Annotated in this window: 17 protein-coding genes; 5 read left to right on the top strand and 12 right to left on the bottom strand. The window is 71.0% G+C overall.

The window, feature by feature from the left end; genetic code table 11:
* Positions 1-39: 39 nt before the first annotated feature.
* The 3 genes from MRBLWH11_RS18945 to MRBLWH11_RS18935 all read right to left on the bottom strand — a co-directional run bounded on the left by MRBLWH11_RS18945 (position 40) and on the right by MRBLWH11_RS18935 (position 2,432).
* Complete coding sequence (locus MRBLWH11_RS18945; RefSeq protein WP_116634713.1) at positions 40-456, bottom strand: nuclear transport factor 2 family protein; 417 nt, start codon at positions 454-456, stop codon at positions 40-42.
* 48 nt (positions 457-504) lie between these two features.
* The gene (locus tag MRBLWH11_RS18940; RefSeq protein WP_341945947.1) at positions 505-1,293 is read right to left on the bottom strand and encodes a MoaF C-terminal domain-containing protein; all 789 of its coding nucleotides are present in this window, start codon (positions 1,291-1,293) and stop codon (positions 505-507) included.
* 173 nt (positions 1,294-1,466) lie between these two features.
* Positions 1,467-2,432 carry a helix-turn-helix domain-containing protein gene (locus tag MRBLWH11_RS18935; protein ID WP_116634715.1) on the bottom strand — a complete coding sequence of 322 codons (966 nt, stop codon included), beginning with the start codon at positions 2,430-2,432 and terminating at the stop codon, positions 1,467-1,469.
* Between the two features lie 114 nt (positions 2,433-2,546).
* Here MRBLWH11_RS18935 and MRBLWH11_RS18930 point away from each other — a divergent pair, with 114 nt between their 5' ends.
* Positions 2,547-3,668: a DUF998 domain-containing protein gene (locus MRBLWH11_RS18930; RefSeq protein ID WP_341945946.1), complete on the top strand. Its 1,122-nt coding sequence runs from the start codon at positions 2,547-2,549 to the stop codon at positions 3,666-3,668.
* 17 nt (positions 3,669-3,685) lie between these two features.
* Here MRBLWH11_RS18930 and MRBLWH11_RS18925 read toward each other — a convergent pair whose 3' ends face one another.
* A complete protein-coding gene (locus tag MRBLWH11_RS18925) occupies positions 3,686-4,546 on the bottom strand; it encodes a MurR/RpiR family transcriptional regulator (RefSeq protein WP_116634717.1) in 861 nt (286 codons plus the stop codon).
* A gap of 73 nt (positions 4,547-4,619) precedes the next feature.
* Here MRBLWH11_RS18925 and MRBLWH11_RS18920 point away from each other — a divergent pair, with 73 nt between their 5' ends.
* Entirely contained in the window at positions 4,620-5,510 is an 891-nt protein-coding gene (locus MRBLWH11_RS18920; RefSeq protein WP_341945945.1) for a BadF/BadG/BcrA/BcrD ATPase family protein, read from the top strand.
* Complete coding sequence (gene murQ, locus MRBLWH11_RS18915) at positions 5,500-6,435, top strand: N-acetylmuramic acid 6-phosphate etherase (RefSeq protein ID WP_341945944.1); 936 nt, start codon at positions 5,500-5,502, stop codon at positions 6,433-6,435. The genes MRBLWH11_RS18920 and murQ overlap by 11 nt, the downstream gene beginning before the upstream one ends.
* A 16-nt stretch (positions 6,436-6,451) precedes the next feature.
* On the opposite strand, the gene MRBLWH11_RS18910 is transcribed toward murQ, so the two are convergent.
* Together MRBLWH11_RS18910 and MRBLWH11_RS18905 are read right to left on the bottom strand one after the other, a co-directional pair.
* Entirely contained in the window at positions 6,452-8,437 is a 1,986-nt protein-coding gene (locus MRBLWH11_RS18910) for a primary-amine oxidase (RefSeq protein ID WP_341945943.1), read from the bottom strand.
* A 101-nt stretch (positions 8,438-8,538) separates the two neighbouring features.
* Positions 8,539-9,123, bottom strand: a complete 585-nt coding sequence (locus MRBLWH11_RS18905) for a TetR/AcrR family transcriptional regulator (RefSeq protein WP_116634790.1) — start codon at positions 9,121-9,123, stop codon at positions 8,539-8,541.
* Positions 9,124-9,188: 65 nt separating this feature from the next.
* On the opposite strand from MRBLWH11_RS18905, the gene MRBLWH11_RS18900 reads away from it, so the two are divergent.
* Both MRBLWH11_RS18900 and MRBLWH11_RS18895 read left to right on the top strand, forming a co-directional pair.
* Positions 9,189-9,719, top strand: a complete 531-nt coding sequence (locus MRBLWH11_RS18900) for a hypothetical protein (protein WP_341945942.1) — start codon at positions 9,189-9,191, stop codon at positions 9,717-9,719.
* A gap of 29 nt (positions 9,720-9,748) precedes the next feature.
* A complete protein-coding gene (locus tag MRBLWH11_RS18895; protein ID WP_341945941.1) occupies positions 9,749-10,414 on the top strand; it encodes an SDR family oxidoreductase in 666 nt (221 codons plus the stop codon).
* Positions 10,415-10,432: 18 nt separating this feature from the next.
* On the opposite strand, the gene MRBLWH11_RS18890 is transcribed toward MRBLWH11_RS18895, so the two are convergent.
* Genes MRBLWH11_RS18890 through MRBLWH11_RS18865 form a run of 6 tightly spaced genes read right to left on the bottom strand, consistent with a single transcriptional unit; the run spans position 10,433 to position 16,510 of the window.
* Complete coding sequence (locus MRBLWH11_RS18890) at positions 10,433-11,650, bottom strand: multidrug effflux MFS transporter (RefSeq protein WP_341945940.1); 1,218 nt, start codon at positions 11,648-11,650, stop codon at positions 10,433-10,435.
* The gene (locus tag MRBLWH11_RS18885; RefSeq protein WP_116634724.1) at positions 11,647-12,627 is read right to left on the bottom strand and encodes an alpha/beta hydrolase; all 981 of its coding nucleotides are present in this window, start codon (positions 12,625-12,627) and stop codon (positions 11,647-11,649) included. The genes MRBLWH11_RS18890 and MRBLWH11_RS18885 overlap by 4 nt, the downstream gene beginning before the upstream one ends.
* The gene (locus MRBLWH11_RS18880; protein ID WP_341945939.1) at positions 12,624-13,628 is read right to left on the bottom strand and encodes an alpha/beta hydrolase; all 1,005 of its coding nucleotides are present in this window, start codon (positions 13,626-13,628) and stop codon (positions 12,624-12,626) included. Before MRBLWH11_RS18880 ends, MRBLWH11_RS18885 begins: the two co-directional genes overlap by 4 nt.
* 48 nt (positions 13,629-13,676) lie before the next feature.
* A complete protein-coding gene (locus tag MRBLWH11_RS18875; RefSeq protein ID WP_341945938.1) occupies positions 13,677-14,636 on the bottom strand; it encodes an aldo/keto reductase in 960 nt (319 codons plus the stop codon).
* An 8-nt stretch (positions 14,637-14,644) separates the two neighbouring features.
* Positions 14,645-15,745 (bottom strand): zinc-binding dehydrogenase, encoded by a 1,101-nt coding sequence (locus tag MRBLWH11_RS18870; protein ID WP_341945937.1) that lies wholly within the window; start codon positions 15,743-15,745, stop codon positions 14,645-14,647.
* 30 nt (positions 15,746-15,775) lie between these two features.
* Entirely contained in the window at positions 15,776-16,510 is a 735-nt protein-coding gene (locus tag MRBLWH11_RS18865) for an SDR family NAD(P)-dependent oxidoreductase (RefSeq protein WP_341945936.1), read from the bottom strand.
* Positions 16,511-16,583: the final 73 nt, after the last annotated feature.

The raw sequence follows: 16,583 nt of genomic DNA, 5'->3' as shown, positions 1-16,583 counted from the left end.
CCTCTCGTGTGTTCGGGTCGTGCGGTGTCGTGCTGCGGCTCAGGCCGGGGTCCCTGAGCCTGTCGACGGGTCGCGCAGCGCGCGGCTGACCATCTCGGTGTCGGTGAACTGCTCGAAGGCGACGACCTCGGCGTCCTTCAGGCGCCAGACGTGCGCGACGCGAGCGGCGAAGAACCGTCCGGTGGCCCTGTTGGTGCCCGAGTACGTGCCGATGCCGACCACGACGTCTCCGCCGTCGATGACCTCGTCGATCGCCACGGTGTAGTCGTCCCAGTCCTCCTGGAGGCGGGCGAAGACGTTCGCGGCGACGGCATCCGGTCCGACGTAGGTGCCGGCGTACGGGAATCCGGCGGCCTCGGTCCACCGGATGTCCGCTGCGAACGGCGCGAGCATGCCGTCGAGGTCGCCCCGGTCGCTGGCGGCGTAGTGGCCGCGGATGATGTCTGCGTTGCTCATATGCGCTCTCCTCGATCTCTTCCGGGTTCCTGAGCCTGTCGAAGGGGGTCAGACCGGCTGGGCGTCGGGATAGGCGACGGAGCCGAGCGGGTAGATGTGACCACCGCCCCGGGAGTGCTCGGCCCGGCCTTCGCCGTTGAGTCCGAGGAAGATGCCCGTGGTCATCAGTTGGTAGCCGAGGTCGTGCAGCCAGACGCTCGCCACGGCGATGCGGAACTCGCGGAAGCAGAACAGGTACAGTCCGTCGGCGAACTTCCACACGGTCGACAGATCCATGTCGCCGTGACCGCGCTGCACGCCCTCCAGGCACTGCCACGCGTATCGCGTGCTCGACACGTAGACGTGCTCGTACAGGTGGTGCGGGCTGTAGCGGTAGACGTTGCGCTTGCCGATGAGGTCGCGGCTCGGGCCGGGGACCTCGCCCGTCGCCTCGCCGGCGTCGGTCGTCGCGGCCCAGAACTCCTGTCCGACCTGCGGGACGCCCTCCACGGCCTCCGCCGCGATGCGGGAGCGGATGACGGTCGCGCGATGCGTCGTGCGGGAGAAGACGACGGTGATCGCCTCGCGCTCGCGGCTCTCCAGCGGGATGTTGACGAACACGACGTCGTCGCGCACGGCGACGGCATCGTAGGGATCGGTGCCGGAGGCATCGAATCCGGTCCAGGTGACGGCGATGGAGTCGAAGCTCAGGGACAGCGCGGAGCCGTCGTCGAGGCTGAGGGCGAGCGCGGTGCCGGCCAAGGACACGTTCGGAAGCCGGAAGGTGTCGATCCCCGCGGCGAACTCGTCGTAGGTGCGCCACTCGTCGAGCGCCGGATCGAGGGAGGTGTCGGTCATGGAGGTCCTGACATCGCACGTGGCGGAGCATCGATGCTCCGGGCGCCGCGTCATCGCGGTGCGCTTGCCTCATGCTCAGCCGCGGCGCGGCATCCGCTCAAGAGCGGGGGCACCATCGCGCGCCGAGAGTCAACCGGCGTGCCCTCCCGGGCAAGGACCCGCGATCGGCGGCGTCAGTGCGCGGCGCGGTACTCGCTCGGGGAGACCCCGAATGCCGCCTTGAACGCGCGGCTGAAGTGCGCGGCATCCACGAAACCCCAGCGGGCCGCGATCGCGGCGACGGGGCGGTCGGCGAGCATCGGGTCGAGCAGGTCGCGTCGGCACTGCTCGAGGCGACGGGTGCGGATCCACGTCGAGACGGTGACCCCCTGCTCCTGGAAGAGCCCGTGCAGGTGACGGGTGGAGATGAAATGAGCCGCGGCGATCGTCGCGGGGCCGAGGTCGGTCGACGCCAGGTTGCGGTCGATGTACGAGCGGATGCGCTGCACAAGCGCGCGATGCGGGTCGGCGGAGACCTCGTCGAGTCCGAGCTCGCGCGTGAACACGGTCGTCACGAGGTCGAGGGCGCTGTGCGCGAGGCGGGCGCCCGTGGTGCCGGCGAGCTGGTCGAGGTTTCCGGCGAGCTGCGTCAGATACGGCACGACCATACCGCCGAGGCCCTCCTGGCCGGAGATCCGGACCGCGGTGAGCTGGCCGATCATGTCGGACGGCAGACTGATCAGGTGCTTCGGGAACATCACGACCATCGTGCGGAAGTCCTGGTCGAAGACGAGGGAGTACGGGCGATCCGTGTCGTACACGGCGAGGTCGCCGGGGTGCAGCACGGCCTCGCGGTCGTCCTGGATGAGCAGGCCGGTGCCGGCGAGCATCAGGCTCACCTTGAAGTAGGAGCGGTCGCCGCGGGCGATCAGCTCGGGCGTGCGCTCGACGACGTGCGACGTCGCACGCACCTCCGTCACGTGCACCTCATCGACGGACGCGCCGCGGATGACGCCGCGGAAGTGATCGGGGCCGTCGCTGGACACCTGCAGAGGGACGAAGGACTGGGAGACGGCAGCGCGGAACTCGCTGATGTTGCGCGCGATGAGCGACGACACCGACTCGGCAGGGGCGACGGGGGCAGCGAATGCACCGTTCATGACTGATCACCTCGGGATGGTGGAACGACGACGTTGTATACGATCCGTTCCGCGATGTTATCACCGGCGGCGGCCGCACAGCACTGCTCCTAGGATGTGACCGGAGGATGGACGATGAAAGCTCTCGGTGACAGGATCCTGCTCGTCCTGCGGCAGGTGCGGGGAGCGGACAGATCGGATGCCGTCTTCGAGGCGACGGCGCTCATCGTGGGCGCGGCCTTCCTGGTGTTGGGCTTCGCGATCGGACTGCCGGTCTTCTGGGGTCGTGAGCTCGCGATCAGCGGCTCCGGCTCCATCGGCGTCTTCGCGGCGGTCGGGGGAGCCGTCACGGCGGTCATCGCCTTCGTGGTGGGACGCCTGGCGGTGCGGCCGGCGGAGCCGGACGCCGACGGGCTTCGCGACGGCTTCAGCGTGCCGGGTGACCGGCTGCGGTGGTACGACCTCGTCGCGATCGCCTTCGCCCACGCGGCGATCGCCTACCTCGGCTGGATCGGGATCGCGGAGCTGCTCGAGCGGAGCTTCACGGATGCCCCGGTGTTCGCGTTCCCCGGCGCGGTGCTCGTGGCCGTGGCCTTCGCCCTGACCGGCTACGTCTCCTTCCTCAGCGCCGTCGCGCTCACGCCGACGGTCCTGTCTCTCGTGCTCGCGGTGTTCCTCGTCGTCGGCGCCTTCGCCAGCATGCTCGCGTCGAGCGATCCGCACTGGTGGCGCGACAACCTCTCGGCGCTCGGGATGAGCACCAACAGCGCCTCGCTCGCCTTCAACATCACGCTCATCATCGCCGGCGTCATGGTGACGACGATCTCGCGCTACGCCACGGCCGGCCTGCCGGCATCGGATCCGATCGACCGCCGCGGCCGGTTCGTCGTTCGGGGAGGCCTGATCCTGCTGGGCGTCTTCCTCGCGTGCGTGGGCATCTTCCCCGTCGACGAGTTCTTCCTCGTGCACAACACGGTGGCGACCGGCATGACGGTGGTGTTCGCGGTGGTCGTGGTCGGGCTTCCGTGGTTCCTGCGCAGCATCCCCCGCGTCTTCGTCGTCTTCGGCTGGGTGTACGTGCTGGTCATCGTGCTGCTGGCGGTGTTCTTCGTCGTCGGCTACTACAACCTCACGGCGGTGGAGCTCATCGCGGCCGTGCTGATCTTCAGCTGGATCATCGTGTTCCTGCGCACGGCGAGCTCGACCGGGTCGCCCCGGACCCCCGCCCCCGCTCCTGAAGCGGCGTCGGCGCACTGACGGCGCCGCGGCCGACGTCACTCGTCGCGGAGCGCCCTGGCTGCGTCGGCCGTGCGCTGGAGCGCGTGCACCGTGTGGGCGTGGCGACGCTGGGCGACGCCGACGAAGAGGCAGTCGACGAGCGCGAGCTGGGCGATGCGGCTGACCATGGCTCCCGCCCGGAAACGGGGTTCGCGCGCGTGGGTGAACAGGGCATGGTCCGATTCGCGGGCGAGAGGGGAGTCGACGACGCTCGTGACTCCGACCGTCGTCGTGCCGGCGCCGTGCGCCGCCTGCAGGAACCGCAGCGTCTCCCTCGTCGACCCCGAGTTCGAGAACCCGATCGCGACCGCTCTCGTCGCGCTGAGCGACGCCGCGGCGCTCGCCTCGTGCGCGTCGGACAGCACGATCGCCGAGCGCCCGATCCGGAGGAGCTTGTGTCCGAGGTCGTCGGCGACCAGGCGGCTCGCGCCGACGCCGAAGAGCAGGATGCGGTCCGCCTGATCGATCGCCTCCACGGCCGCAGCCAGCACGTCGAAGTCGAGATTCCCGATCGTCTCCTCGATCGCGAGCAGCTCGAGCGCCGCGATCTTGCCGACGGCATCCGGAAGGGTGTCGCCCGTGGCGATCTCGGAGCCGAAACCGGCGGGGGCGTTGAACTGCACGGACTCGCGCCCGAGCTCGGCGGCCAGCGCCATCCGCAGTGCGGCGTAGCCGCGAAGGCCGATGACGCGGCAGAAGCGCACGACAGAGGCGACCGAGGTGTCGCAGAGAGCGGCGAGTTCGGAGATCGTGCTCTCGACGGCGGTGGTGGGATCGTCGGCGATGACGCGGGCGATCCGAGCGAGCGAGGGCGGAAGGGTCTCGGCGGCCGTCGCGATGGTCGTCTGGATGCTCATGCCCCTCCTGGGCTCGGAAACGGCCGGATGAACAATTGTTCCACGATTAGTCGCTTCTGCGTAGACTATTTTCATGAGTTCCCCGCGCCCCGCCGTCGCCGTCGATCTCGGCAAGTCCCGGTGCCGTGTCTCGTCCGGCGACGTGGTCCGCGAGGGCGTGGGCGCCCCCGGCCTCGCCGCGGCCGACGGCGTGAACGCGGCGACCGCCGCCATCCTGCCTCTGCTGCGGGCGGACGACGGCCCCATCGACCTCGTCGGAGTCGGCGCCGCCGGCGCATGGAGCGCCCCCGGCGCAGCCCGACAGCTGGCCGCCGCTCTGGCGACGACGACGCACGCCAGGGTCGCCGTCGCGTCCGACGTCGTCGCCGCGCACGCCGGTGCGCTCGCGGGCGGGGAGGGCGTGCTCCTCATCGCCGGCACCGGCGCCGCGGCACTCGGCATCGATGCCGACGGCGCCAGGCTCGTCGACGGATGGGGGCCCGAGCTCGGCGACTTCGGGAGCGGGTCCTGGCTCGGCCGGGAGGCCCTGCGCGCGGTGCTCCGCGCATCCGCGGGTCTGTCGCCCGACACCGTGCTCACCCCGGCGATCGAGGCGCGGATCGGCACGGCATCCGACGTCATCGGCTGGCTGGCGGATCCCGAACCGCTCGCGCGGCGGCTCGCGACCTTCGCCCCGCTGGTGCTCGACTCCGCGGCCGCAGGCGATCGCGTGGCCGGCGAGATCGTCGACGACGCGGTGCGGCTGCTCACCGCTTCCGCGGTCGCCGCCTCGTCCCGCACGCTCACGGTCGCGCTCCACGGCGGGCTCACCCAGCACGCCTGGTTCCGTGCCGCCCTGGTCTCCGCGCTGCAGGCGGCAGGACGGCAGACCGTCCCCGCAGCCGGCACCGCTCTCGACGGCGCGCTGCTCCTCGCGCGCCGTGTCGATCTTCCCCACGAAAGGTTCGTGCACCGTGCCGAATGACGACGCCCGACTGACCGCCCTGCTCTCGGTGCTCGAGAGCCTCGACACCGAGGCGTCGACCACGGAGCGCGGCGACCTCGACCTGCTCGACACCGCCGAGCTCATCCGGCGCATGAACGCCGAGGACCGCCGCGTCCCGGCCGCGGTCGCGGAGCGCGCCACCGAGATCGCCTCCGCGATCGACGGGATCACCGCGCGGTTCCGCCGCGGCGGACGGCTCATCTACATCGGTGCGGGAACCGCAGGACGCATCGGCGTGCTCGACGCGAGCGAGTGCCCTCCCACCTTCGGGACGGACCCCTCGATGGTCGTGGGGCTGATCGCCGGGGGCGAGACCGCGATCCGGTCCGCCGTCGAGAACGCGGAGGACGACGACGAGGCGGCCGCCGCATCGCTGCGCGACCTCGACCTGTCCGCGAGCGACACGGTCGTCGGCATCTCGGCATCCGGGCGGACGCCCTACGTCGTCGGCGGGCTGGAGTACGCGCGGGGGCTCGGCGCGCTGACGGTCGCGATCGCCTCGAATGCCGACTCCGCCATCGGCGCGGCCGCCGAGATCGCGATCGAGGTGGTCACCGGACCCGAGTTCATCTCGGGATCCACACGGCTGAAGTCCGGCACCGCGCAGAAGCTCGTGGTGAACATGCTCACCACGCTGTCGATGATCAAGCTCGGCAAGACCTATCGCGGGGTCATGGTCGACCTGCTCGCCACCAACGAGAAGCTGCACGCCCGGTCCATCCGCACGGTGTCGCAGCTGGCCGGCGTCGGCGTCGACGCCGCGTCGGAGGCGCTCCGTGCCGCCGACGGCTCGGTGAAGCTCGCCCTGCTGATGCTCGCCGTCGACGCGTCGCCCGAGGCCGCGGCATCCGCGCTCGTCGACGCCGACGGCATCCTCCGCGACGCGATCGCCGCGCTCGCCTGACGGGATGCGGTCGCGTTCAGTGACCGCAGCTGCAGGCGTCGCCTCCGCCGCAGCATCCCTCCGCCGCCGGAGCGGCATGCGCCTGTGAGGACTCCGGCACGTCCATCGCGGGGTTCTGGTCGAGGAAGCCGTTCGGCTTGAACCAGAAGCCCGCGTAGTCGACGGGCATGATGGGCCAGTCCTCGGGGCGGGGGAAGTGCGTGAGCCCGAACGTGTGCCAGAGCACGATGTCCTCGCCGTCGATCGAGCGATCGCCCGCCGAGTACTCCGGCAGCCCCGCCCCGCCCTGATGCGCGTTCGGGTAGCGACCCGCGGGCCAGATCTGCCCCGGCTCGTGCCGCGTCGCCCAGAGGTGCTTCGTGGCGAAGGCGGCACGTGCGGCGACCGACGACTCCGGATCGGCCATCAGCAGAGCGGTCGGCTCGGGGATCAGGTGATACGCGGTGGGGCGGCCCACCCGGTTGGTCCGCGTGGCGCTCTGCACCTCCCAGACGCGCGCGACCGACGTGTCGGCCTCGCGTTGCGCTGCCTGCTCCGTCGCGAGGAGCGTCTCCGACCAGGTGAACGCGTTGCCGAAGGGGTTGTCCGGACCCATCGGCACGCGCTGGGCGTCGATCTCGAGAAGTCGGTTGTCGTCTCCGTCGATCGCGACGTCGAGTCGGGCGCAGAACAGATGCTGGTGCACCGGGGCGAAGACGCCGGGTGCGAGCTCGGTCGCGTGCTTCTGCCGCACGCCGGGCTCGCCGGCTGCGGCGAAGACGATGCCGGTGGCCTTCGCGACGACCTCGATCGAGCCGTCGAGGGAGAAGTTCCAGTAGAAGCCGTAGTCGTAGTTGCCGATCGTCGAGAAGTACGACACGACGAAGCGGCGCGAGCGGCGCACGTCGGAGCGGCCGGAGAGGTCGGTGTGCTTCCAGAGGATGCCGTAGTCCTCTTCGTGCATGCAGATCACGTTCGGGATGCGCACCGGGTTGCCGTGATCGTCGGCCACATGGCCGTCGAGGTAGCGGATGACGCCGAGGCAGTCGCAGCCGAGCTCGAGGTGGTTGGCGTTCTTGCCGAGGAGGTACTCGCCGGCGTCGAAGTAGCTGATCCAGAAGCGTCCCGGTGCGGTGTCGCCGTACGGCACGACCATCTCCGGCACGCTCGCCCTGCTCAGCACCGAGCGTCCGCCGAACGAGACGTCGTGCAGCACGAGGCCTTCGCGGGCGTTGAAGTCCACGCGCATCGACCAGCCCTCCCACTCGACGAGGGAGCCTGTGACCGTGAAGCTCGGCCCCTCGGGCTGGGTGATCTCGATGGGCTTGAGGGTCGTGCGCGCGGCTCCCTGCGCCTCGGGGTAGTAGTTGCCGTGTCCGGCGGGGACCGGTACATCGCCGTGGTCCTCGACCCGGATGACGCTGTTCGTCGTGAGGTCGATGTGCACGATCAGTCCCTCGACGGGGTGCGCCCAGGGGGAGTCGGCCTCGTCGTTCTTGAGGAACGTGAGGGAGCGGATGATGCGGCGGCCGACCTCGTCGGCGCGGCCGGTGTATCCCGGGGCGAGCGGACCGCAGAACGCCAGCGCCATGTGGTCGGCGAGGCCGCGGCGCGTCATCGCGGCCTGCCACTCGGGCGAGGCCTTCGCGATCGTCTCGGCGCGCTCGTACTCCTCGAACAGATACTGCGGCTGGCCGTAGGGCGGCGCGTCGTTGGGCACCCGCTCGGTGCGGAGGACCTCGCCGCGGGTGATCGACACGATGACCTCGGTGGCGACGCCGGTGGCGATGTCGAGCAGCGTGACGTCGACTCGCCGGTCGATCGGCGCCCCGGGATGCCAGGCGGCGCGCTCCTGCTTCGTCGGCTCGTCGGGGAGCAGCATCGGCACGCGCGTGGTCTCGGTCATGAGGCCGGCGGCGTCGAGGACGGCGCGGGCGGCGGCGATCTCCGGGCCGGTGAGCGGATCGAGCGGATGCGGGACGGCGATCTTCTCGATCGAGACGGGCTGCGGGTGGTGGGACATCGTCGACCTCACTATTTTCGAGCAAGTGCTCAATAAACGGGTTGGCACGATCGTACGACGGAACGCCCGGCGTCACAAGACCCGGGCCGCGGCGGTGCGGATCAGGCGCGCCAGGGGGCGAGGATGCCCTCGAGCACGGCCAGGTGCGCCGAGGCCGGCTGAGGCTCGGTGACCTCGACCACCTGCTGGCCGTAGGTGATCGAGCGCAGCAGGGCCATCACGGCATCCTGCGGGGTCTCGGCGCGGAGCGTGCCATCGGCGACCGCCTCCTCGAGGGAGGAGCGGATGCTGTCCTGCCATGTCGCGAGGGTGGGTGCCCCGGCATCCGGCGTCGTCTCGAGGGTGGCGACGCGCCCCCAGAATCCGACGACCACATGCGCTTCGCTGCGGGTGCGCTCGTCGACCGGGAGGACCTCGCGCATGAGCGCGTGCAGTCGGGGCAGGCCGCGCAGGCCCGCGGTGGCGTCGGCGATCCGCGTGTCGGTGCGACGGGTGACCTCGGCGGCGGCGGCGCGCACGACGTCGTCGAACCCGTCGAAGTAGTGCCAGAGCGATCCGGTCGCCACGCCGAGCTCCTTCGCGACCGCGCGCGACGACACGTTCTCGTGACCGTCGCGGGCGGCGACGGTCAGCAGCGCCTCGGCGATCTGCCGGCGGCGCTCATCGTGATCGACGATGCGGGGCACGTTCACATCCTGTCGCATCCGAGGGGGTATAGCTATCTTGAGCGCTCGATCAATATACTTCGCGGGTGGAGCATCTCCTGCCGGCGGCGCCGTGGCTGATGGCCGCGGCGGCGATCGTCTCGGCCGCGGCCTGCGTGGCCGCGTGGCGCTCCGTGCCCTGGCAGGGCAGGCAGTCGGCTCTCGTGATGGCGGCGGTGATGCTGCTGGTGGCGGTCGGCGAGGGCGGTCCCGTCCTCGGCCTGATCCTCGGTGCGGTGCTGCTGCTCTCCGCGATGCTCGGGACCATGGGGGTCCGTGGAACGCCGGCCGCCGCCACGTGCTGCCACCGCGCGCTCGTGTCGCTGGTGATGGCGATCTGCTCCTTCGAGAGCGCGTCGACCGGCCAGGCCGCCGCCGTGGCAGGTCACGGTCATGGCCAGGGGCTGTCGGGGCTGCTCTCGGTCGTCGTCGTGGTCGGGGTGATCAGCGTCGTGCTGTGGACGGTCGTCGCGGAATGGGTCATCGAGCCGGTGCACCACGGGCGCACCGCGCGCCTGCTCACGACCGAGTCCTGGGCCATGGCGGCGGGAGTCGCCGTGATGTGCCTCGGGTTCTGACCGCTGATGCGGTCCGGTAGCGTGGCCGGATGCCCCTCGCTCTGATCACCGGCGCCGCGCGCGCGAACAGCATCGCGGCCGGCATCGTGCCGCGTCTGCGCGCGGCCGGCTGGACCGTCGTCACCAGCGACCTGCGCGATGCGGATCACCCCGCCGACCTCTCGACAGCGGAGGGCCCTGACGCTCTGATCGCCGAGGTCACCACCGCGCACGGCACCATCTCGGCGCTGATCCTGAGTCACGCGCACGACGTGCAGTCCGGCATCCTCGACACGACCGCCGAGAGCTTCGACCTGCACGTCGCGGTGAACGCCCGAGCGAGCCTGCTGCTGATCGCGGCGTTCGCGCGCCAGATCGGCGACGACGGCGGCGCGATCGTGGCGCTCACGAGCGACCACGTCACCGGCAACCTGCCGTACGGCGCGTCCAAGGGCGCGCTCGATCGGCTCGTGATCTCGGCGGCGCGCGAGCTCGGTCCACGGGGCATCTCGGCGAACGTGCTGAATCCCGGCCCGATCGACACCGGATGGATGGGTGACGAGACGCGCACCCAGCTGGGAGAGATGACTCCGCTCGGTCGACTCGGTCGACCGGCCGACGTCGCGGCGGTCGTGGAGTTCCTCGTCTCCGACGAAGGGCGCTGGATCTCGGGTCAGCTGCTCAAGTCCGACGGGGCGTTCTCGGCGCGGTACTGAGACGCCGCCCCACGCGGCTCAGCCGCGAGCCGCCGGTCGAACGAACACCCAGGCGGCGAAGGCCGACGCCGCTGCGGCGACCGTCATGGTGAGGGCCATCGTCACGGCATCGGTGCCGCCGATCCCTGCGGCGAGCGGCGCGACGACCGGCCCGAAGAGGAAGGTCGCCATCCCGAGCAGCGCTGACGCGGTGCCTGCTCTGGCGCGGTGGTGGGCGAGGGCGAGCGTCTGCCCGTTCGGCCCGCCGATCCCCGAGCACAGCATGAAGCCGACGAGTGCCGCGACGACCCCGGTGACTCCGGTGCCGATCATCGCGAGCACGAGGAACATCGTCGTCGCGACCAGGGTCGTGGTGATCCCGCCGAGGTACACGTTCAGCGGTCCCCAGCGGCGCACGACCAGGCGGCTCGTCTGTCCGCCGACGATGCTGGCCAGCGCCCCCGCAGGGAAGGCGAGGCTGAACTCCTGCGGGGTGAGGCCGAACTCGTCCTGCAGGACGAAGGAGGACATCGACAGGTAGGTGAAGAAGGCGACACCGCCACCCGCTGCGGCGATGAGCACGGCGAGGAAGAGGCGGTCGCGCACGACGGCGCCCGCGTGCCCGCCGAGTGCTCGCAGGCCGCCCCCGTGCCGCTCGGCGGAGGGCAGGGTCTCCGGCAGCGCGAGAACCACGACCAGGAGCAGGGCGATCCCGACACCGCCGAGCACCCAGAAGATCCCTCGCCAGTCCATGATGCGCGCGAGCTGCCCGCCCACCACGGGAGCGATGATCGGCGCCGTGCCCGAGACCAGGAACAGCAGCGACAGCATGCGGGAGAGCTCGACGCCGTCGAACTGGTCACGGGCGATCGCCAGGCAGATCACGATCCCGGCGGAGCCGGCGAGTCCCTGCAGGAAACGGGCGAGCAGCAGCAGCTCGATGCTCGGCGCCATCGCGCACAGCGCCGACAGCAGCGCGAAAGCCGTCACCCCCGCCATCAGCGGGAGTCGCCGGCCGTAGCGGTCGCTGAGCGGCCCCGCGACGAGCTGCCCGAGTCCGAGCCCGATCATGCACGCCGACATCGTCGCCTGGCCGAGTGCCTCGGTCGTCGCGAGGGAGGCAGCCAGCTGCGGCAGCTGCGGCAGATACAGGTCCATCGACAGCGGACCGAAGGCCTCCAGCATCCCCAGCACGAGCATCGCGTGCAGCGTGCCCATCCGCGGGCGCCCGGGTTCGCCGGAGACCGGGATGCTCATCCGTCGAGGCGGAGCGTGCGGCGCAGCCAGCTCTCGCGGGCGTCGTCCGCCGCCTTCGACACGGCGGCATCGGGGGAGAACCCGGAGAAGCCGTGATATCCGCCTGCCCAGACGTGCAGCTCGGCCTGACCGCCGGTCGCCCAGATGCGCAGGGCGTAGTCCACCGCCTCGTCGCGGAAGGTCTCGGCGGCGCCCACCTCGATGAACGCCGGCGCGAGGCCGGCGAGATCCGTCGCTCGTGCCGGTGCGGTGTACGGCGAGACCGCGTCGGTGAACCGCTCGGTCCCGGCGATCGCATCCCAGGCGGTGTCGTTGTTGTTGCGGTCCCACGCGCCGAAGCCGTCGTACTGACGACTCGAGACGGTCTGGTTGCGGTCGTCGAGCATGGGGCAGCCGAGGAGCTGTCCGGCCAGTCGTGGCCCTCCTCTGTCGCGGGCGATCAGCGCCACGGCAGCTGACAGCCCTCCGCCCGCGCTCACGCCGGACGCGATGATCCGGTCCGGGTCGATGCCGAGCTCCTCGGCATGGGCGACCATCCACTCCAGCGCCGCATAGCAGTCCTCGGCCTGCGCGGGGCCCGGATGCTCCGGGGCGAGGCGGTACTCGACGGCGATGCCGACCACGCCGTGTCGCTCTGCGAGATCGATCAGCTCGCCCGTGCCGAAGAACCTCGTCCCGAGGACCATGCCGCCGCCGTGGATCGAGAGCACCGCCGGGGCGGGGGCGGTCGCTGCTCTGCGCGGTCGCACGATCGTGATCTCGATGTCCGGCGCTCCCGGCGGCCCCGGGATGACGCGGTCCTCCCAGCTCACGGCCCGGCCCTCGACCTGCACGGACATCGGCGGGATGATCGTGGCGAAGTGGTCGCGGTTCGCGTGGATGGTGTCGGCGCGCAGCGGGATGATCTCGACGAGACTCACGAATGCCTCGAGTCCCGCGACGAGCTCGGGATCGTAGGGGACAGGGGGCAGGCTCATCGTCCGCTGCTCCACGTGCGGCGCAGCCAGGAGGCGCGGGCGGCGAGCGCGGCGCGGGAGATCTCGGCATCCGGCATGTACATGTCGAAGCCGTGCGCACCTCCGCCCCACACATGGAGCTCGGCCTGGCCGCCCGTCGCCCAGAGGCGCAGGGCGTACTCGGTGTCCTCATCGCGGAACGCCTCCGCTTCGCCGACCTCGATGAAGGCCGGAGGGAGGTTCGACACGTCGGTCGCGCGGCTGGCGGCCGCGTAGGCCGGAGCCTCCGCGCTGAAGGCGAGCTCCTCGCCGAGCACGCACGACCAGGCGAGCAGGTTCATCTCGCGCTGCCACGTGCCGATGCCGTCGTACTGCCGGCTCGAGACCGTGGTGTTGGTGTTGTCGATCATGGGGCAGAGCAGCAGCTGGCCCGCCATGACCGGCCCTTGCCGGTCGCGTGCCATGAGGGCGACGGCGGCGGTGAGGCCACCACCCGCACTCCCGCCGCCGACGATGATGCGGTCGGGGTCCGCGCCGAGTGCGGCGGCGTTCTCATGCAGCCAAGCGAATCCGGCGTAGCAGTCCTCCACCCCTGCCGGGAACGGATGCTCGGGCGCGAGGCGGTACTCGACGTTGACGGCGACCACCCTGTGCTCGGCGACGATGTCGACGACCCGCGCGGTCTCCCACGAGCGGTGGCCGACGATCATGCCGCCGCCGTGGATGTTGAGGAAAGCGGGGAGGACCTCGCCGGTGCTGCCGCGGGGACGGAAGATCGTGATCTCCATGTCCGGGGAGCCAGCCGGGCCGGGGATGACCCGATCCTCCCAGTCGATGTCGCGGCCGGAGATCACCGAGTCGTTGTCGGGGAACATCCGATCCGTTCCTTCGCGAGGGAGCGTCGCGCGTGTGAGAGCGGGCTGCGGGTTCCTCGCGAGCTCGTCGAGCACGGCCTGCACCTCGGGGTCGAAGGGCACCGGTGTCACGGTCGGTCGGCCGGCGGCTGTGGCGGTGGCGGTCATGGTCTCTTTCCTTGGTGGGTGTTCGCTGTGCGTGACGAAGCGCGGGGGTCAGGGTCCTTCGGGCGAGACCACGTCGCGGTCCGCCCAGAACGGCTCGACGAGACGGCGCAGCTCGGCCGCCCCGATGCGGTCGACGAGGGCGGCGGCGTCGAGGTTCGCGCGCAGCTGCTCGACGCTCGATGCCCCGAACAGCGTGGTGGTGAGCGCCGGATGGGTCAGGGTGAAGGCGATGCCCAGCTGCGCCGGCGAGACGTCGAGAGACGCCGCCGCTGCGGTGAATGCGGGGACGTCGTCGATGATCCGCTCGCGGATGTCGCCGGGGTCACGGCCGATCTGCCGGTCGCCGGCGATCTTGCCCGCCAGCACGCCGCCCTCGAGACAGTCGGATGCCTGCAGCGTGAGGCCCTGCTCCCACAGGCGGGCGAACGGCTCCCCATCGGGGATCGAACGCCGCGAGACGCTGTATTTGAGCTGAGCGATCTGGGGACCCGCGACCCCTTCGGCCGCCGCGATGTCGATCAGCTGCTGGATGCTCGCTGCGGACCAGTTGTTCACGCCCCAGGCGCGGATGAGCCCGGCATCCGTCAATCCGGCGAGGTCGAGAACGAGATCGCGCAGATCGAGGTCGTCGCGACGGAGGTCGCCGAGGATCACGAGGTCGGCGTGCTCCACGCCGACGCGCATCAGCGCGTTCTCGAGCTGTGGGCGGAATCCCTCGGCCCCGAACGACTCGAGCCACAGCTTCGACGACAGCAGCCACTCGTCCCGGCGGAGCCCCGCTGCGCGGACCATGCCTGCGAAGATGACGTCGGTGAACACCGGCGGCATGCCCGGCGCGGAGTACACGCCCACATCGAACAGGTTGATGCCCCGGTCGACGGCCTCACGGAGCATCGCGACCGCGTCGGCGAAGTCCATCCGGTCGTAGGTGTGCCAGGAGCCGAGCGAGAGCAGCGAGGCGTCGATGCCGCTGCGGCCGATCTCGCGGCGAGCGAGGGGAGTGGTCACGGTGGTCCTCACAGTCTCGGGTCGATGACGGCCTTGACCTCATCGAGGTGGTGCATGTTCGCGATCTTCGCGGAAGCATCGGCCAATCCGACGGGTGCGCTGAACAGGTCGTCCCAGGGGAAGCGGCCGGCGAAGGCGGTGAAGAAGTCGATCGCGCGGGCGTAGTCGGAGATGTCGCCGTTGAGGGAGCCGACCACGGTGAGCTCCTTGCCCATGATCGTGCTGAGCGGGAAGCCGTCACCGGTCGGGCCGGTCGAGCCGACGATCACGACCGTGCCGCGCTGGGCGGCCATGCCGATCGCGTCGGGGCCGACGCTCGGAGCGCCGGCGAAGTCGAAGACGTGGTCGGCGCCGCGACCGTCGGTCAGCTCCATGACCTGCTCGATGACCGGTCCCTCGCGGAAGTCGACGACGGCATCCGCTCCGAACCGCGCGGCGAGTTCGAGACGCGCGGCCGGCGCGCCCACCGTGATCACCTGGCCGGCGCCGGCGATCCTGGCGACCGCGGTGGCGAAGATGCCGAGAGCACCGGAGCCCTGCACCACGACCGTCGAACCGGGGCGGATGCGTCCGCCGCGCTCGAAGGATCGGAGGACGGTCTTCGCGGCGCATCCCGCCATCGAGGCCCAGGTGTCCTTGACCGATGCCGGCAGCAGGAGCTTGGCCGCGCCCCGAGTGACGTACGCGTACTCGGCGAGACCGGCGGCGGCGAAGGGGTGCACGTCCGCGCGCTGCAGGAAACCGTAGCCGCGGCGGGAACACGCGACGGGCTCGCGCAGCACGACGCAGCCGTGGCATTCGCCGCAGGTCGATTCGGACCAGCCGATGCGGTCGCCGGGGGCGAGCGGGCGGCCCAGGGCGTCTCTCGTCTCCGGGCCGGCGGCGACGATCTCGCCGACCATCTCGTGACCGAGCACCATCGGGAGCATGCCGGGGAAGGTCATCCGTCCCTCCCAGATCTCGATGTCCGTGCCGCAGAGTGTGGTGCACGCGATGCGGACGAGAGCGGCGCCCGGCTCGATCTCGGTCGGCAGGGGAAGATCCTGCAGGGTGAGCGGCTCGTGGTGCGCGGTGAGCACGGCCGCGCGCGTGGTGGTGGGGATCGTCATGATGTCCTGTCCGGTGAGGGCGAAGTCGGTTCAGACCAGGAGCTGTCCGCCGTCGACGGCGACGGAGACCCCGGTGATGTGGCTGGCGGCGTCGCTCGCGAGGAACAGGACGAGCGGGGTGATCTGGTCGACCTCGGCGATCGTGCCGAGCGGGATGCGCGACTCCCAGGCGGCGCGGGCCTGCGGGTCGTCGGCGAACGCGGCGGTCAGGGGAGTGAGGACAGGGCCGGGGGCGACGGCGTTCACTCGGACGCCGGAGGCGGCGAGCTCGATCGCTGCCGTACGCGTGAGGGCGTCGACCGCGGCCTTCGTCGCCTCGTAGTGGCCGAGGCCCGGTGTGGGCTGCCGCGCGCCGATCGATGAGATGTTCACGATGCTGCCGCGACCGGCCTCGGCGAGGAGGGCTCCGAAGACCCTCAGCATGAGGAAGGTGCCGCGCACGTTGACGCGGAGCGCGGCGTCGACCACGTCGACGGGAACCTCCTGCAGGGTGCCTCCGCCGGCGACGATCCCCGCGTTGTTCACGAGCACGTCGAGTCCGCCGGCCGCGACGATCCGCTCGGCGGCGGCGAGGACGGATGCTTCGTCGCCGATGTCGAGCGTGAGAGCGGTCGCGCCGATCGCGCTTGCGGCTTCGGCGGCGGCATCCGCGTCCACGTCTCCGATGAAGACGGTGGCGCCCTCGGCGCGGTACGCGGCCGCGATGCCGCGACCGAGCCCGGAGGCGCCTCCGGTGACCAGGATGCGGCGGGGGGATTCGGTCATGTTCGTCCTCACTGACGGTGTCGCGACGGGGGTGTCTCCGTTATATTCTACAAACATAGAAAAACACAACCCC

Source organism: Microbacterium sp. LWH11-1.2, assembly GCF_038397745.1.
GTDB lineage: Bacteria > Actinomycetota > Actinomycetes > Actinomycetales > Microbacteriaceae > Microbacterium.
This window is presented reverse-complemented; position numbering and strand designations above follow the sequence as displayed.

Coding starts and splice junctions, on each gene's coding strand:
- MRBLWH11_RS18925 (WP_116634717.1), bottom strand. CDS start 4,546: ATGAGCATCCAGACGACCATCGCGACGGCCGCCGAGACCCTTCCGCCC.
- MRBLWH11_RS18870 (WP_341945937.1), bottom strand. CDS start 15,745: ATGACGATCCCCACCACCACGCGCGCGGCCGTGCTCACCGCGCACCAC.
- MRBLWH11_RS18930 (WP_341945946.1), top strand. CDS start 2,547: ATGAAAGCTCTCGGTGACAGGATCCTGCTCGTCCTGCGGCAGGTGCGG.
- MRBLWH11_RS18920 (WP_341945945.1), top strand. CDS start 4,620: ATGAGTTCCCCGCGCCCCGCCGTCGCCGTCGATCTCGGCAAGTCCCGG.
- MRBLWH11_RS18910 (WP_341945943.1), bottom strand. CDS start 8,437: ATGTCCCACCACCCGCAGCCCGTCTCGATCGAGAAGATCGCCGTCCCG.
- MRBLWH11_RS18935 (WP_116634715.1), bottom strand. CDS start 2,432: ATGAACGGTGCATTCGCTGCCCCCGTCGCCCCTGCCGAGTCGGTGTCG.
- MRBLWH11_RS18945 (WP_116634713.1), bottom strand. CDS start 456: ATGAGCAACGCAGACATCATCCGCGGCCACTACGCCGCCAGCGACCGG.
- MRBLWH11_RS18940 (WP_341945947.1), bottom strand. CDS start 1,293: ATGACCGACACCTCCCTCGATCCGGCGCTCGACGAGTGGCGCACCTAC.
- MRBLWH11_RS18895 (WP_341945941.1), top strand. CDS start 9,749: ATGCCCCTCGCTCTGATCACCGGCGCCGCGCGCGCGAACAGCATCGCG.
- MRBLWH11_RS18865 (WP_341945936.1), bottom strand. CDS start 16,510: ATGACCGAATCCCCCCGCCGCATCCTGGTCACCGGAGGCGCCTCCGGG.
- MRBLWH11_RS18890 (WP_341945940.1), bottom strand. CDS start 11,650: ATGAGCATCCCGGTCTCCGGCGAACCCGGGCGCCCGCGGATGGGCACG.
- MRBLWH11_RS18885 (WP_116634724.1), bottom strand. CDS start 12,627: ATGAGCCTGCCCCCTGTCCCCTACGATCCCGAGCTCGTCGCGGGACTC.
- MRBLWH11_RS18880 (WP_341945939.1), bottom strand. CDS start 13,628: ATGACCGCCACCGCCACAGCCGCCGGCCGACCGACCGTGACACCGGTG.